9 protein-coding genes are annotated in these 16,345 nt (G+C 43.9%); 8 read left to right on the forward strand and 1 reads right to left on the reverse strand.

The genetic code is table 11. The features are described from left to right. Positions 1–167: 167 nt before the first annotated feature. Positions 168–3,884 carry a pullulanase gene (locus tag KIH88_RS01325; protein ID WP_213988392.1) on the reverse strand — a complete coding sequence of 1,239 codons (3,717 nt, stop codon included), beginning with the start codon at positions 3,882–3,884 and terminating at the stop codon, positions 168–170. 442 nt (positions 3,885–4,326) lie between these two features. On the opposite strand from KIH88_RS01325, the gene rpoB reads away from it, so the two are divergent. From rpoB to KIH88_RS01365, 8 genes are all read left to right on the forward strand, one after another. Then, positions 4,327–7,938: a DNA-directed RNA polymerase subunit beta gene (rpoB, locus tag KIH88_RS01330; RefSeq protein ID WP_213988391.1), complete on the forward strand. Its 3,612-nt coding sequence runs from the start codon at positions 4,327–4,329 to the stop codon at positions 7,936–7,938. A 32-nt stretch (positions 7,939–7,970) separates the two neighbouring features. After that, positions 7,971–11,636, forward strand: a complete 3,666-nt coding sequence (gene rpoC / locus KIH88_RS01335) for a DNA-directed RNA polymerase subunit beta' (RefSeq protein ID WP_185757905.1) — start codon at positions 7,971–7,973, stop codon at positions 11,634–11,636. 108 nt (positions 11,637–11,744) lie between these two features. After that, positions 11,745–12,164 (forward strand): nucleoside-diphosphate kinase, encoded by a 420-nt coding sequence (ndk, locus tag KIH88_RS01340; RefSeq protein WP_213988390.1) that lies wholly within the window; start codon positions 11,745–11,747, stop codon positions 12,162–12,164. Between the two features lie 136 nt (positions 12,165–12,300). Further along, positions 12,301–12,924 carry a hypothetical protein gene (locus tag KIH88_RS01345; protein WP_213988389.1) on the forward strand — a complete coding sequence of 208 codons (624 nt, stop codon included), beginning with the start codon at positions 12,301–12,303 and terminating at the stop codon, positions 12,922–12,924. A gap of 85 nt (positions 12,925–13,009) precedes the next feature. Next, complete coding sequence (gene tsaE, locus KIH88_RS01350) at positions 13,010–13,453, forward strand: tRNA (adenosine(37)-N6)-threonylcarbamoyltransferase complex ATPase subunit type 1 TsaE (protein WP_084853468.1); 444 nt, start codon at positions 13,010–13,012, stop codon at positions 13,451–13,453. After that, positions 13,443–13,964, forward strand: a complete 522-nt coding sequence (locus KIH88_RS01355) for a GNAT family N-acetyltransferase (protein ID WP_213988388.1) — start codon at positions 13,443–13,445, stop codon at positions 13,962–13,964. The genes tsaE and KIH88_RS01355 overlap by 11 nt, the downstream gene beginning before the upstream one ends. Before the next feature lie 4 nt (positions 13,965–13,968). After that, positions 13,969–15,009 (forward strand): glycopolymer--peptidoglycan transferase LytR, encoded by a 1,041-nt coding sequence (gene lytR, locus KIH88_RS01360; protein ID WP_000592176.1) that lies wholly within the window; start codon positions 13,969–13,971, stop codon positions 15,007–15,009. A 73-nt stretch (positions 15,010–15,082) separates the two neighbouring features. Beyond that, a complete protein-coding gene (locus KIH88_RS01365; protein WP_125840508.1) occupies positions 15,083–16,339 on the forward strand; it encodes a competence/damage-inducible protein A in 1,257 nt (418 codons plus the stop codon). Positions 16,340–16,345 lie beyond the last annotated feature (6 nt).

Consider the following 16,345-nt stretch of genomic DNA (forward strand, 5'->3'; position numbering starts at 1 on the left):
CTAGAAGATTCTTCTAATCATAGGGTGTTTTTCTATAGGAGGGCTAGGTTATACTCTTCGAAAATCTCTTTAAACCTCGTCAGCTTCGCCTTATCTACAACCTCAAACCAGTGTTTTGAGCAGCCTGCGGCTAGCTTCCTAGTTTACCCTTTGATTTTCATTGAGTGTTATTTCTTTTTCTTGTTCTTTATCAACCATCCAAGTCCGAGAAAGGCAAGGATGCTGAATCCAGCAAGGGCAAGGAGGGATTTGCTCTCAGTTCCTGTGTTTGGAAGGAGGTTCTGAGAGTGAGCCTCTGTAGCAGTTTCTTGAGTTTCAGGATTGGCTGCTAGGTTTTGAGCTTGACCTTGTTCTGGTTCGACTTCCAAGCTAGAAAGGTCAAATTCTGGTTTTTCTTCCACAGCTGGAGCGACAATGGCACCACCTTGAGACAAGCGGAGAACGACAGCAGTGAGAGCGTTCAATTTCAAGCCTTTTTCAGTCCATTCGAGACCTTGAGGGTTAGCAATTCCTACTGGTCCTGCTTGGTTTTCATCTGCGAGAACTTCGGCCTTTCTCAAGTGAGCAAAGGCAGTTCCTAGAGTAAATTCACGAGCCTTATCATCCGCATTGACAAAGACAGCGTAGACATCACCATTTGGAGCGGTGATTTGGTAGCCGATGGTCACATCTTCTTTTTCAACGCCATTTTGTCCTGGAACAGTAATGAGGTGGACGCGCTCTTTGATGTCTTGCAGACTCTTGAGTCGGAAGGCATCTGTCGATTGACGAAGGGCGATCAATCCTTTCATGTAGTTACGGCTCTTGACATTTTCAGGATATGCTTTGCCATCTGTTGCCTTGGTCCAATCAAACTTGTTGACAGCATCACTAGAGTCGTAAGAGTCATGGATAAAGTAAGGATAGACAAATGGCTTGCCGTCCTTGTCGCGCAACAAGTGAGACTTGTTTGGAACCTTATCCTCTGAGACAGGATTCTTATAGGCTGGATCAAGGAATTGTTTGGTACGTCCGTATTCCTGACCAGAGTGGATAAACGGAGTTCCTTGAGCGGTCAAGACCATGAGGTTTCCAAGTCGCAAACGACGATGGATCTCAGCGTAGTTTTCAGCCTTGCTTGGGTCTTTTTTGATAGACTGGGCAATGATGTCAAAGAGGGTCAAGTTATCATGGGCTGCGATATACTGGATAACATCTCCAGGACTGTCTGCTTCAAAGTTGGTTGGTTGGGCAATGAGATTTTTAAAGATGGTATTGATATCGCGTTTGCCACCTGTGATAAAGGCAGGTTGACCTTCGTTTGGATAGCCAGACTTGAGGTTGTTACGGATGTCGTCTGAAAAGACAGCAACAGTATCTGTTTTCTTCATCCAATCTTGGTCAGCAGCTTGTACAGGCGTATTTTCATCACCAGTATAGGTTCTCCAGCCTTCACCTAGCATGATAAGATTTGGATTGAGGGCGCGTGCAGCTTTGTACGCTTCTTCGATAGAAGCTGCATCGTGGTCACCCATCATATCGAAGCGGAAACCATCTACTTTGTAGGTTTCAACCAGATACTTGATGGAGTCTACCAAGACACGTTTAGACATGTAGTGGGTAGTTCCCAAACGGCCACCTCCAAAGCTGGTACGAGGAGTTCCGTCTGCATCCATAAAGTGGTAGTAGTTTGGCTCAATATCCTCAAAAATATCAACATTGGCAGTATGGTTGTAGACCACATCCAAGATAGCCCCCATGCCACGTTTGTGGATTTCGTTGATGAGGTTTTTGAATTCTGCGATACGTTTTTCTGGATCCTTAGGATCGCTTGAGTACATGCCAGTCAAGGAGAAGTAGTTTTGAGGGTCATATCCCCAGTTGTAGTTGCTGTTGCTTGAAGCGTAGGCAGACAAACGTTCATGGTTTTTCAATTCATTGACAAAGTAGTAAGACAAGACTGGAAGGAGCTGGATGTGGGTCACACCCAAGTCTTTGAGATAGTCCAGTTTTTCGATAAAGGCTTCAAAGGTACCAAATGGCTTGGTCAAGTCTTTTGCGATGGCAGGATCTGAGGTGAAGTCACGAACATGGGCTTCATAGATGACAGCATCTTCGCGCGATTTGAAATTGCGAATCTTACCGTAGGTCAAATCTTGTGGGCCTAGTTTAGATGGGTCCACAAAGGCAGCTTTAGCGACCTTATGAGCGGCATCTGTTTTTGCTAGGTCACTGTTCCAAGCCGCTAATGATTTGGCATAAGGGTCAAGAACGAGGACAGTTTTACCTTGGCGCTCGATCTGGTAGTGGTAGTAATAGCCAGTGTAGTTGCTGATACCGAGACCAGAGTTTGCATCCAGAGTTTGTTTCCAGGTTCCTTTTTCTCCTTTTTCAAGGGCGACAGTTCCAACTACTTTTTCAGGGTCTTTCTTGTCATAGACAACAACGGAAACCTTATCAGCACTTGGAGACCAGAGGGTGAGGTCAACACGCTTGCCATCTTCTTTTAGAGTTGCGCCGAGTGGACCATCGTAACTGTAGGATTCATCCTTGAGGCGCCAGCTTGAACGTGTGGTAAAGCGGTCTGAATTGTAGCTGACAGTGTAAGGGTGTTGAGTGTCAGAGAAGTCGCCGATGTAGGTCACTTTTTTACCTGCCTCATCCACTTCCACGTCTGTGATAGCTACTTTATTCCCTTGGTAATCAGTGATGCTGGAGTGTTTGAGGATATCATCTTTCTTAGCTCCAACGAGGGTAGAAAAACTGCTTTCGATACGAGATTTAGCCACGTGTTGGGCACCAGTCATACGGATATCGTGTATATAGTAAGGGTTGGTGTAGATGGTTTCGTCATCATCTTTGAGGAAAATTTGACTGTGATTTTTTAGATCAGTGAATTTATAATCCTCTTTTCTGATTTTCACATCATCGCCTTTCTTGCTTTCGTCTAGTAATAAAAATCCAAATTCTCTCGCAGCTTCATTGAGTGGGATATCAATGTAGCGACCATATTTTCCAGTTGCTGTAAAGTCAGTACCGTCAGGCCATTCTCCACTGCTTGGGTTTTTAACATCGCCCCAATACCAGAGAGATTTTTTGTCATAGTTTCCATCGGTGCGGTAGTAGTTGACACGGACAGTTCCTGCTGGTTGAGGACGGTAGTTGTATACCCTGTAGTTTTCATCTAGCCAAGCCTCATTCATTTTTGGAGAGAGGCGCTCTACCGAACGGTCTCCCGTCAGGTTATCCCCTTTGGTATTGTTGATGAGGAAGCTGACTTTCTTGGCTTGCTCATTTTTGAGTTTGACATCTAGATAATAACCGTAGTCATCTTTCTTGGCATCCTTAAAGGATTTGGCTCCATTGGGCCAGTTTTCAGACGGCTTTTCAACATCGTCCCAAGTCCAAAGACCTTGAGAATCTTTGTTTTCTTCAGGGAGTTTTTTTACATGGATACGGAAGTGGTTGTCTGCGATGGGTTCTTCAGAGGATGTGTCAGCTTGTGGTTTTTGATCTGAAGTTGGCGATGAAGTGCTGGCGTCTACTTTCTCTTCCTTGCTGTTCGCCTGGCTTGTAGTAGTATCTTCTGTTTTAGGTGTTTCTAGTGCTGTAGTAGTTTCCACAGCTGGAGCTTCTTTTTTAGAATCAAGGGAAGCGTTTGCATTCTTTTGTTCAGAAATAGGCGTTTCCTTTTGAGTTTGCCTCGTTTCAGTCTCAGTAGGGGCCTTGGTCACAGCACTGGTATTTTCCTGAGTTTGAGGAAGGTTTTCGTTGGCCGAAATAGTTGGCATTGTAGCAGAAAGCAAGACAATGCTGGCACCAATAAGGACAGAACCAGTTCCGTTCTTCAAGGAACGGATACCATAAATCATTTTTTTCTCAGTTTGAGATGGGATCTTTTTCATCACAATTCTCCTTGTGTAGTTGTTCCCTATCAGTATAGCACGAGGTAAACATTAGTGCAAGCGTTTTCCCAACTTTTAAGAGAAAATATAATGTTTCATTTTCTTGAAATTTTAAAATAATATATAGGAAAAGATTGTTTAAAAAATAGTAAAAAAAACTTGAAAAATCTAGCTAAATAAGGTATAATATGAATAATCATTTGTCGTAGGTTTTGTCTGAAATATTGTCCAGACAAGGCTCACAGCAGTTAAATCTTCTGAAAAAGTCAGATTTAGCTGCTCTTTTTGTGCTTTTTTTCAGGTTTTTGAATGCTTGTAACAAAGATTTAAAGATTCTGAAAATTCGTCAAAGGGACACGGTGATAGGGGTTTTTAAAACCATATGACGATTAGAAAAGCCTGATTGACAAGGCTTGGAATTTATTTACAAAGGAGAATCATCTTGGCAGGACATGACGTTCAATACGGGAAACATCGTACCCGTCGTAGTTTTTCAAGAATCAAAGAAGTTCTTGACTTACCAAATTTGATTGAAATTCAAACGGATTCATTCAAAGATTTCCTAGATCACGGTCTTAAGGAAGTATTTGAAGATGTATTGCCAATTTCAAACTTCACGGACACAATGGAGTTGGAATTTGTTGGCTATGAAATCAAGGAACCAAAATACACGCTCGAAGAAGCACGTATCCACGATGCTAGCTACTCAGCACCAATTTTTGTAACCTTCCGCTTGATTAATAAAGAAACAGGCGAAATCAAGACTCAAGAAGTCTTCTTTGGTGATTTCCCAATCATGACCGAAATGGGTACTTTCATCATCAATGGTGGTGAACGTATTATCGTTTCTCAGTTGGTCCGCTCACCAGGTGTTTACTTTAATGACAAAGTAGACAAGAACGGTAAAGTGGGTTACGGTTCTACTGTTATCCCTAACCGTGGAGCTTGGTTGGAACTTGAAAGCGACTCAAAAGACATCGCTTATACTCGTATCGACCGTACTCGTAAGATTCCATTTACGACCTTGGTTCGTGCGCTTGGTTTCTCAGGTGATGATGAAATCTTTGATATCTTTGGTGATAGCGAATTGGTTCGCAATACTGTTGAAAAAGATATCCACAAGAATCCAATGGACTCTCGTACAGACGAAGCCTTGAAAGAAATCTACGAACGCCTTCGTCCAGGTGAGCCTAAGACTGCTGAAAGTTCACGTAGCTTGCTTGTGGCTCGTTTCTTTGACCCACGCCGCTACGATTTGGCAGCAGTTGGTCGTTACAAGATCAATAAAAAACTCAATGTTAAAACACGCTTGCTCAACCAAACCATTGCTGAGCCATTGGTAGATCCCGAAACTGGTGAAATCTTGGTAGAAGCTGGTACCGTTATGACTCGTAGCGTGATTGAAAGCATCGAGAACCACTTGGATGGCGACTTGAACAAGATCGTTTACATTCCAAACGATGCGGCGGTTCTGACAGAACCAGTTGTCCTTCAAAAATTCAAGGTTGTTGCCCCAACGGACCCAGACCGTGTCGTAACTATCATCGGAAATGCCAATCCAGACGACAAGGTTCATGTTGTAACTCCTGCGGATATCCTTGCAGAGATGAGCTACTTCCTCAACTTGGCAGAAGGTATCGGACGTGTGGATGATATCGACCACCTTGGAAACCGTCGTATCCGTGCAGTTGGTGAATTGCTTGCTAACCAAGTACGTCTTGGACTTTCTCGTATGGAACGTAATGTCCGTGAACGTATGTCTGTTCAGGACAATGAAGTTTTAACACCACAACAAATTATCAACATCCGCCCTGTGACAGCTGCGATCAAAGAATTCTTTGGTTCTTCACAATTGTCCCAGTTCATGGACCAACACAACCCACTTTCTGAGTTGTCTCACAAACGTCGTTTGTCAGCCTTAGGGCCTGGTGGTTTGACTCGTGACCGTGCTGGATATGAAGTACGTGACGTGCACTACACTCACTATGGTCGTATGTGTCCAATTGAAACACCTGAAGGACCTAACATCGGTTTGATCAATAACTTGTCATCATACGGACACTTGAACAAGTATGGATTTGTTCAAACACCATACCGTAAGGTTGACCGTGAAACTGGTGTAGTCACAAACGAAATCGTTTGGTTGACAGCCGATGAAGAAGATGAATTTACTGTAGCACAGGCTAATTCAAAATTGAACGAAGATGGTACTTTTGCTGAGAAAGTTGTCATGGGACGTCACCAAGGGGTCAACCAAGAGTATCCAGCAGAAGTGGTTGACTACATGGACGTTTCACCAAAACAGGTAGTTGCCGTTGCGACAGCATGTATTCCTTTCTTGGAAAACGATGACTCCAACCGTGCCCTCATGGGTGCCAACATGCAACGTCAGGCTGTGCCATTGATTGATCCAAAAGCACCTTACGTTGGTACTGGTATGGAATACCAAGCAGCTCACGACTCTGGAGCTGCGGTTATTGCTCAGCATGGCGGTAAAGTTACCTACGCAGATGCGGACAAGGTAGAAGTTCGCCGTGAAGATGGTTCCCTAGATGTCTACCACGTTCAAAAATTCCGTCGTTCAAACTCAGGTACTGCCTACAACCAACGTACCCTCGTTAAAGTTGGGGATGTCGTTGAAAAAGGCGACTTTATCGCTGACGGACCTTCTATGGAAAATGGAGAAATGGCGCTGGGACAAAACCCAATCGTCGCCTACATGACTTGGGAAGGTTACAACTTCGAGGATGCCGTTATCATGAGCGAACGCTTGGTCAAAGACGATGTCTACACATCTGTCCACCTCGAAGAATACGAATCAGAAACACGTGATACAAAGCTTGGGCCTGAAGAAATTACTCGTGAAATTCCAAACGTTGGGGAAGATGCCCTTAAAAACCTTGACGAAATGGGTATTATCCGTATCGGTGCTGAGGTTAAAGAAGGAGATATCCTTGTAGGTAAAGTCACACCTAAGGGTGAGAAAGACCTTTCAGCTGAAGAACGTCTCTTGCACGCTATCTTCGGAGATAAGTCTCGTGAAGTGCGTGATACTTCTCTTCGTGTACCACACGGTGCCGATGGTGTCGTTCGTGATGTTAAGATCTTTACACGTGCAAATGGAGATGAGTTACAATCAGGCGTTAACATGCTGGTTCGCGTCTACATCGCTCAAAAACGTAAGATCAAGGTCGGAGATAAGATGGCCGGACGTCACGGAAACAAAGGGGTTGTCTCTCGTATCGTTCCTGTAGAAGACATGCCTTACCTTCCAGACGGAACTCCAGTCGATATCATGTTGAACCCACTTGGGGTGCCATCACGTATGAATATCGGTCAGGTTATGGAGCTCCACCTTGGTATGGCAGCACGTACTCTTGGTATCCACATCGCAACACCAGTCTTTGATGGAGCAAGTTCTGAAGACCTTTGGGACACTGTCAAAGAAGCAGGTATGGATAGCGATGCCAAGACGATCCTTTACGATGGCCGTACTGGTGAGCCATTTGACAACCGTGTATCAGTTGGTGTCATGTACATGATCAAACTCCACCACATGGTTGATGATAAATTGCATGCGCGTTCAGTCGGGCCTTACTCAACCGTTACTCAACAGCCACTCGGAGGTAAAGCTCAGTTTGGTGGACAACGTTTCGGTGAGATGGAGGTTTGGGCCCTTGAAGCCTACGGTGCGTCAAATGTCCTTCAAGAAATCTTGACTTACAAGTCTGACGATATTAACGGACGTTTGAGAGCTTATGAAGCTATTACAAAAGGAAAACCAATTCCAAAACCAGGTGTTCCAGAATCATTCCGAGTTCTTGTGAAAGAATTGCAATCTCTTGGTCTTGACATGCGTGTCCTTGACGAAGATGACCAAGAAGTGGAACTTCGCGACTTGGATGAAGGAATGGACGAAGATGTCATCCACGTAGATGATCTTGAAAAAGCCCGCGAAAAAGCAGCACAAGAGGCTAAAGCAGCCTTTGAAGCTGAAGAAGCAGAGAAAGCAACAAAAGCGGAAGCAACAGAAGAAACTGCTGAACAAGAATAAGCAGTTCACTTAGAATAGAAAGGGAAGAAATAGTGGTTGATGTAAATCGTTTTAAAAGTATGCAAATCACCCTAGCTTCTCCAAGCAAAGTCCGTTCATGGTCTTATGGAGAAGTCAAAAAACCTGAAACAATCAATTACCGTACGTTGAAACCAGAACGTGAAGGACTCTTTGACGAAGTCATCTTTGGTCCTACAAAAGACTGGGAATGTGCTTGTGGTAAGTACAAACGCATTCGTTACAGAGGGATTGTTTGTGACCGTTGTGGGGTTGAAGTAACGCGTACAAAAGTTCGTCGTGAGCGTATGGGGCACATCGAGTTGAAAGCTCCTGTATCTCACATCTGGTATTTCAAGGGGATTCCAAGCCGTATGGGCTTGACCCTTGATATGAGCCCTCGTGCCCTCGAGGAAGTTATCTACTTTGCGGCTTATGTGGTGATTGATCCTAAGGATACACCACTTGAGCACAAGTCTATCATGACAGAGCGCGAATACCGTGAGCGCTTGCGTGAGTATGGCTATGGATCATTCGTTGCCAAGATGGGTGCCGAAGCCATCCAAGACCTTTTGAAACAAGTAGATCTTGAAAAAGAAATTGCTGAACTCAAAGAAGAGTTGAAAACAGCTACTGGACAAAAACGTGTCAAAGCTATCCGTCGTTTGGATGTTTTGGATGCCTTTTACAAGTCTGGGAACAAACCTGAATGGATGGTTCTTAACATCCTCCCAGTTATTCCACCAGATCTCCGTCCAATGTTGCAGTTGGATGGTGGCCGTTTTGCCTCATCTGACTTGAACGACCTTTACCGCCGTGTTATCAACCGTAACAACCGTTTGGCTCGTTTGCTTGAGTTGAATGCACCTGGTATCATCGTTCAAAATGAGAAGCGTATGCTTCAAGAAGCGGTTGATGCTTTGATTGATAATGGCCGTCGTGGTCGTCCAATCACAGGACCAGGTAGCCGTCCACTTAAATCATTGAGCCACATGCTCAAAGGGAAACAAGGACGCTTCCGTCAAAACTTGCTCGGTAAACGTGTTGACTTCTCAGGACGTTCCGTTATCGCTGTTGGTCCAACTCTTAAGATGTACCAATGTGGTGTGCCACGCGAAATGGCGATCGAGCTCTTTAAACCATTTGTGATGCGTGAAATCGTTGCCCGTGACATCGTGCAAAATGTTAAAGCGGCTAAACGCTTGGTAGAACGTGGAGATGAACGTATCTGGGATATCCTCGAAGAAGTAATCAAAGAACACCCAGTCCTTTTGAACCGCGCACCGACCCTTCACCGTTTGGGTATCCAAGCCTTCGAGCCAGTCTTGATCGATGGTAAGGCCCTTCGTTTGCACCCGCTTGTCTGTGAAGCCTACAATGCCGACTTTGACGGAGACCAAATGGCCATCCACGTACCGCTTTCAGAAGAGGCTCAAGCAGAAGCTCGTATCCTCATGCTCGCTGCTGAGCACATCTTGAATCCGAAAGATGGTAAACCAGTTGTTACCCCATCTCAGGACATGGTTTTGGGTAACTACTACTTGACTATGGAAGAAGCTGGTCGTGAAGGTGAAGGAATGGTCTTCAAAGACCGTGACGAAGCTGTCATGGCTTACCGCAATGGCTATGTTCACCTCCACTCACGTGTTGGTATCGCGACAGACAGCCTCAACAAACCATGGACAGAAGAGCAAAAACACAAGGTCTTGCTTACAACAGTTGGTAAAATCCTCTTCAACGACATCATGCCAGAGGGTCTACCTTACTTACAAGAACCAAATAATGCGAACTTGACAGAAGGGCTTCCAGCTAAATACTTCTTACCACTAGGTGGCGATATCAAGGAAGCCATTCGCAACCTTGAACTCAATCCTCCATTCAAGAAGAAAAACCTTGGAAATATCATCGCTGAGATTTTCAAACGTTTCCGTACAACAGAAACCTCTGCATTCTTGGACCGATTGAAAGACTTAGGTTACCATCATTCAACACTTGCTGGATTGACAGTGGGGATTGCTGATATCCCAGTGGTTGAAGACAAGGCTGAAATCATCGAAGAATCTCATAAGCGTGTAGAACAAATCACAAAACAGTTCCGTCGTGGTTTGATCACTGATGATGAACGTTACAATGCCGTTACAGCTGAATGGCGTGCAGCTCGTGAGAAATTGGAAAAACGCTTGGTCGATAACCAAGATCCGAAGAACCCAATCGTTATGATGATGGACTCAGGAGCTCGTGGTAACATCTCGAACTTCTCACAACTTGCCGGTATGCGTGGTCTGATGGCCGCCCCGAACGGACGTATCATGGAATTGCCAATTCTTTCAAACTTCCGCGAAGGTTTGTCAGTACTTGAAATGTTCTTCTCAACTCACGGTGCCCGTAAAGGTATGACCGATACGGCCCTTAAGACAGCCGACTCAGGTTACTTGACTCGTCGTTTGGTTGACGTTGCCCAAGACGTTATCATCCGTGAGGACGACTGTGGAACAGACCGTGGTCTCTTGATCCGCTCTATCGCAGAAGGAAAAGAGATGATCGAGTCTCTCGAAGAACGTCTCAATGGTCGTTACACTAAGAAAACTGTTAAACACCCAGAAACTGGCGAAGTTATCATTGGTCCAAATGAATTAATCACAGAAGACAAGGCGCGCGAGATTGTCAATGCTGGTGTGGAAGAAGTGACTATCCGTTCCGTATTTACATGTAACACTCGTCATGGTGTTTGCCGTCACTGTTACGGTATCAACTTGGCGACTGGTGATGCGGTTGAAGTTGGTGAAGCAGTTGGTACAATCGCTGCCCAATCTATCGGGGAACCTGGTACACAGCTTACAATGCGTACCTTCCACACGGGTGGGGTTGCCTCAAATACCGATATCACTCAAGGTCTTCCTCGTGTCCAAGAAATCTTTGAAGCCCGCAATCCAAAAGGGGAAGCGGTTATTACAGAGGTCAAAGGACAAGTTACAGCTATCGAAGAAGATGCTTCAACTCGTACAAAGAAAGTCTTTGTTAAGGGTGAAACTGGCGAAGGAGAATACGTCGTTCCATTTACAGCACGTATGCGTGTTGAAGTTGGAGACCAAGTTTCTCGTGGTGCAGCATTGACAGAGGGTTCTATCCAACCAAAACATCTCCTTGCTGTTCGTGATGTCTTGTCAGTTGAAACTTACCTTCTCGGTGAAGTCCAAAAAGTTTACCGTAGCCAAGGGGTAGAAATCGGTGACAAACACATCGAGGTTATGGTTCGTCAAATGATCCGTAAAGTCCGTGTCATGGATCCAGGTGATACAGATCTTCTCATGGGTACTCTTTTAGACATTAACGATTTTACAGATGCTAATAAAGAAGTCCTTATCGCAGGTGGAGTTCCAGCGACTGGTCGCCCAGTTCTTATGGGAATCACCAAAGCCTCACTTGAAACAAATAGTTTCTTGTCAGCGGCTTCCTTCCAGGAAACAACTCGTGTCCTTACAGATGCAGCCATCCGCGGTAAGAAAGACCATCTCCTTGGACTCAAGGAAAATGTTATCATCGGTAAGATCATCCCAGCAGGTACTGGTATGGCTCGCTACCGTAACCTTGAACCACAGGCAATCAATGACGCAGAATATCTGGCTCCTGAACAAGAAGATACAGAACTTGCTCCAGTAGATGAAACTGTGGAAATCCAATCTGAAGAAACTGTAGAATAAAAGCAAATAAGAGAACCTTCGGGTTCTCTTTGCTTTGTTTCAGAAAATTTTCCCACTTTTCCATAAAGTGTGGTAGAATAGAAGAACTAAAATGACAAGGGGATTTATATGGAACAAACATTCTTTATCATTAAGCCAGATGGTGTGAAGAGAGGTCTAGTTGGCGAGATTTTGAAAAGAATTGAGCGACGTGGTTTCAAACTCGAAAAATTAGAGTTACGTTCAACAGTTTCAGAAGATTTGATTGACCAACACTATCGCGACTTAGTTGAAAAAAGTTTTTATCCTCCTATCCGTCAATTTATGACCTCAGGTCCAATAATTGTGGGAATCATTTCAGGATCAAAGGTAATTGAAAGCTGGCGTGACATGATGGGGGCCACTCGTCCAGAAGAGGCTCTACCAGGAACTATCCGGGGAGATTTTGCTAAGGCGGCAGGAGAAAATCAAGCCATTCAAAACGTCGTACATGGATCAGATTCAGAAGAGTCAGCTAAACGAGAAATCGCTCTCTGGTTTAGGGATTAGATTAGAAGAGAACAGTTCTGTGAATGACGGAACTGTTTTTTGTACCGTTCAGCGTCCTAATGTGACATTTTGGAAGTCATTTATCATTTTCTAATCCTGTCAGAGTATAATTTCTTATACGGAGGAAGAAAAGGAAATGATGAAATCAATTCGTGTTTTATTATTATTAGCTGTCGCTCAAATTTTATTTGGAAGTTGTTTATTGTGGAAAGAATCATTTTTATCCTTAAGAGAAGGAAATGTCTATTTTTTAATTCTCATAGTGGGAGTTTCAGGCTTTTGTGCTGGGATTAATTACTTCCATACCTTGGGTCAGAAAAGTCATAGTATTTTGCGTGTTCAAAAGAAAGTAAGCCTTGTTTATAGCCTTCTTTTAGTAGTCAATCTTCTGGCAACCTGTCTGGTTCTCACAGAAAGCATCCAAACTACTAGCAAATTGCAGCAGGATCTGGTTGACCTCTTTCTGCCGTCATTCTTTTTCTTGCTGGGAGTAGATCTATGGATTTTCTTACCTTTTGATAAATATATTCGGGATGTGGACAACCATCTCAACAAGAAGAGAACGGTTGTGATTTCCGTTTTAGGCACGATTATTTTCTTGAGAAATCCCGTAACAATCTCCTCCATTCTCCTTTATATTGGTCTCGGTTTTTTATGTGCGCGTTTCCTCTTTCCCAAATCCGTGCAAAGGGAAATTTCATTTTACGGACATGTGATTCGCGATGTTTTATTTGTTATTTGTATTTTTACCTTTTTCTAAGAAAGGGAAGGAGAACTGTAAATTTAGCATAGTAAGTCTATAAAGAAAATTCACACAAAAGGAAACTTTTTGGTATAATAGTAACATGTACACAAAAAATGAAGAAGAGCTTCTAGCTCTCGGAGAAAGATTGGGTCATTTGCTTCAAAAAGACGATGTTCTGATCTTGACGGGAGAGTTGGGTGCGGGTAAAACAACCTTTACAAAAGGCCTTGCCAAGGGTTTGGATATCCGTCAGATGATTAAAAGTCCAACCTATACCATTGTTAGAGAGTATGAAGGGCGTTTGCCACTTTACCACTTGGATGTCTACCGTATCGAAGGTGATGCTGATTCTATTGACTTGGATGAGTTTCTCTTTGGTGGCGGTGTGACTGTTATTGAGTGGGGGCATCTTTTGGGTGAAGATTTACCAGATTCTTACTTGGAGTTGGAAATTTTGAAAGAAGCTGAGGGTCGTTGTCTTCATTTTACGGCTCATGGCCCTCGGGCTGAACAACTCATCAAGGAGCTTCAGGATGGAGTATGAGTTGTGCATTCGTGAGGCAGAGACTTCAGATGCTATAGCTTTGATTGCATTTTTAGATTGTGTCGGTCAAGAGACAGACTTCACTAGCCTAGATAAAAATGGTATCATGATGACAGCTTCTGAAATGGCTCTTTTTATCGAAAAGCAAGCTGCATCGGAGAATCAAATTACTCTCCTCGTCTTACTGAATGATGAGATTGCGGGTGTCTTAAATATCACAGCGGATCAACATTTAAGAGTTCGGCATATTGGAGATGTTTTTTTAGCGGTTCGCAAGAAATTTTGGAACCAAGGCTTGGCGACTATTCTTCTAGAAGAAGGCATCGAGTGGGCTAAAGCCAGTGGCGTCTTGCGCCGCTTGCAACTCAGTGTACAAAAACGAAATGAGGCTGCTATCCACCTCTATTCAAAAATGGGATTTATCACAGAAGGCTTGCAAGAAAGAGGAGCCTATTTAGCAGAAGGGATATTTTTAGATGTTTGTCTGATGGGCAAATTGATAGATGAATAACAAGATGATCAAAAAATTAATTGGAATGGTGCTAGGTTTCCTGGCCGTAACAGTTGTAGGTGTAGGAATTTATGCCTACACAATCTATCAGCAGGGGACTGCAACCCTGAGTCAAAAAACTTACAAAAAAATCGGGGAAGAAACCAACGTTATCGAAGCAACTGAGCCTTTAACGATTCTCCTGATGGGGGTAGATACGGGAAATTCGGAACGTACAGATCCGTGGGCAGGGAATAGTGATTCCATGATTCTCTTGACGGTTAATCCAAAAACAAAGAAAACCACTATGATGAGTTTGGAACGGGATATTCTGACCAAGATCGAGAGTGGAAATGGCCAAGTTCAGGAAGCCAAACTCAATGCGGCCTATGCCAATGGCGGTGCGGAGCTTGCAATTTCTACTATTCAAAAGATGATGAATATCCACATTGACCGCTATGTAATGGTCAATATGCAAGGTCTTCAACAATTGGTGGATGCAGTTGGTGGAATCACCGTCAACAATACACTTGGTTTTCCAATTTCCATCACTGACCAAGAAGAGTTTAATAAGATTTCCATTGGTGTTGGGGAACAAAACTTGAATGGTGAAGAAGCCTTGGTGTATTCACGGATGCGTTACCAAGATCCTGAAGGAGACTATGGACGTCAAAAACGTCAACGTGAAGTCATTCAAAAAATCGTAGAGAAGGTTTTGAGTCTAAATAGTGTGAGCCATTATCAAGGTATTCTCAAAGCTTTGAGTGATAACATGCAGACCAATGTGGACTTATCAGCTAAGAGCATTCCACAATTGCTCGGCTATCAAGATTCTTTCAAGAATATCGAAACGCATCAATTGCGTGGGGAAGATGCTGAGCTACAGGGAATTTCTTATCAGATTGTCACTTCAGAACATATGCTCGAAATGCAAAATCTCTTGCGTAGTTCACTAGGTAAAGAGCCGGTGACAGAATTGGAAACCAATGCGGTACTGTACGAAACAGCCTTTGGCCGGACAGCGCCTTCAACCAGTACTAGTATTTCAAACGAAGAGGTAGAATAAAACAAAGAATCAAATCGTGGGAAATTTCCTGCGATTTTTTCAAAAAAATTCGAATAGATAAGTAGGAGGAAACATGAAAGCAGAAATTATTGCTGTCGGAACAGAAATTTTAACAGGGCAGATTGTCAATACCAATGCTCAGTTTTTATCAGAGAAACTAGCCGAAATCGGGGTAGACGTCTACTTCCAAACAGCTGTCGGAGACAATGAAGCTCGTCTTTTGTCCTTGCTTGAGATTGCGAGTCAACGTAGTAATCTTGTGATTTTGACAGGGGGCTTGGGACCAACTGAGGATGATTTGACCAAACAAACCCTGGCAAAATTTTTAGGAAAAGATCTAGTGTTTGACCCTCAAGCGCAAGAGAAACTGGATATTTTCTTTGCTCATAGACCTGACTATGCTCGGACGCCGAATAATGAGCGCCAAGCCCAAATTGTAGAAGGGGCAACTCCGCTGCCAAATGAGACAGGTTTAGCAGTAGGAGGGGTGTCGGAAGTGGATGGCGTAACCTACGTGGTCCTTCCGGGACCACCTAGTGAATTGAAACCTATGGTCTTAAATCAACTCTTACCCAAGTTAATGACTGGGACCAAGTTATACTCACGAGTGCTCCGTTTCTTTGGAATTGGGGAGAGTCAGTTGGTGACCATTTTGGCGGATTTGATTGACCATCAAACCGATCCGACTTTGGCACCGTATGCCAAAACGGGAGAAGTGACCTTGCGCTTGTCTACAAAAGCAGTTAGTCAAGAAAAGGCTGATCAAGCACTGGACATCCTAGAAAATCAAATCTTGAGTCGCCAGACTTTTGAGGGAATTTCTCTACGAGACATCTGTTATGGATATGGGGAAGAAACCAGCCTCGCGAGTGTCGTTGTAGAAGAGCTAAAGAAGAGACAGAAAAGCATTACTGCGGCAGAAAGCTTGACGGCAGGTCTCTTTCAAGCTACTTTAGCAGACTTTTCAGGTGTTTCAGCAATCTTTAATGGCGGTTTTGTCACTTACAGCCTAGAAGAAAAGTCTAAGATGTTGGATATTTCCGAGCAAGAGCTAAAAGAACACGGGGTCGTTTCTGAGTTTACGGCTCGAAAAATGGCAGAGCAGGCACGGCTCAAGACTCAGTCTGATTATGGAGTCAGTCTGACAGGTGTGGCTGGGCCAGATAGCCTAGAGGGGCATCCAGCCGGCACAGTTTTTATTGGACTGGCACATGCAAAAGGGACAGAGGTGATCAAGGCTAATATCGCAGGACGGAGTCGAGCAGATGTACGTCACATCGCGGTTATGCATGCCTTTAACCTAGTTCGCAAGGCTTTATTAAGTGACTGAATTTTG

The organism is Streptococcus oralis (assembly GCF_018448765.2).
Lineage (GTDB): Bacteria > Bacillota > Bacilli > Lactobacillales > Streptococcaceae > Streptococcus > Streptococcus oralis_BM.

Bases quoted from the DNA above. Each gene is read 5' to 3' on its own strand.
- KIH88_RS01355 (WP_213988388.1), top strand. From the start codon at position 13,443: ATGGAGTATGAGTTGTGCATTCGTGAGGCAGAGACTTCAGATGCTATA.
- KIH88_RS01365 (WP_125840508.1), top strand. From the start codon at position 15,083: ATGAAAGCAGAAATTATTGCTGTCGGAACAGAAATTTTAACAGGGCAG.
- lytR (WP_000592176.1), top strand. From the start codon at position 13,969: ATGATCAAAAAATTAATTGGAATGGTGCTAGGTTTCCTGGCCGTAACA.
- ndk (WP_213988390.1), top strand. From the start codon at position 11,745: ATGGAACAAACATTCTTTATCATTAAGCCAGATGGTGTGAAGAGAGGT.
- KIH88_RS01325 (WP_213988392.1), bottom strand. From the start codon at position 3,884: ATGAAAAAGATCCCATCTCAAACTGAGAAAAAAATGATTTATGGTATC.
- tsaE (WP_084853468.1), top strand. From the start codon at position 13,010: ATGTACACAAAAAATGAAGAAGAGCTTCTAGCTCTCGGAGAAAGATTG.
- KIH88_RS01345 (WP_213988389.1), top strand. From the start codon at position 12,301: ATGATGAAATCAATTCGTGTTTTATTATTATTAGCTGTCGCTCAAATT.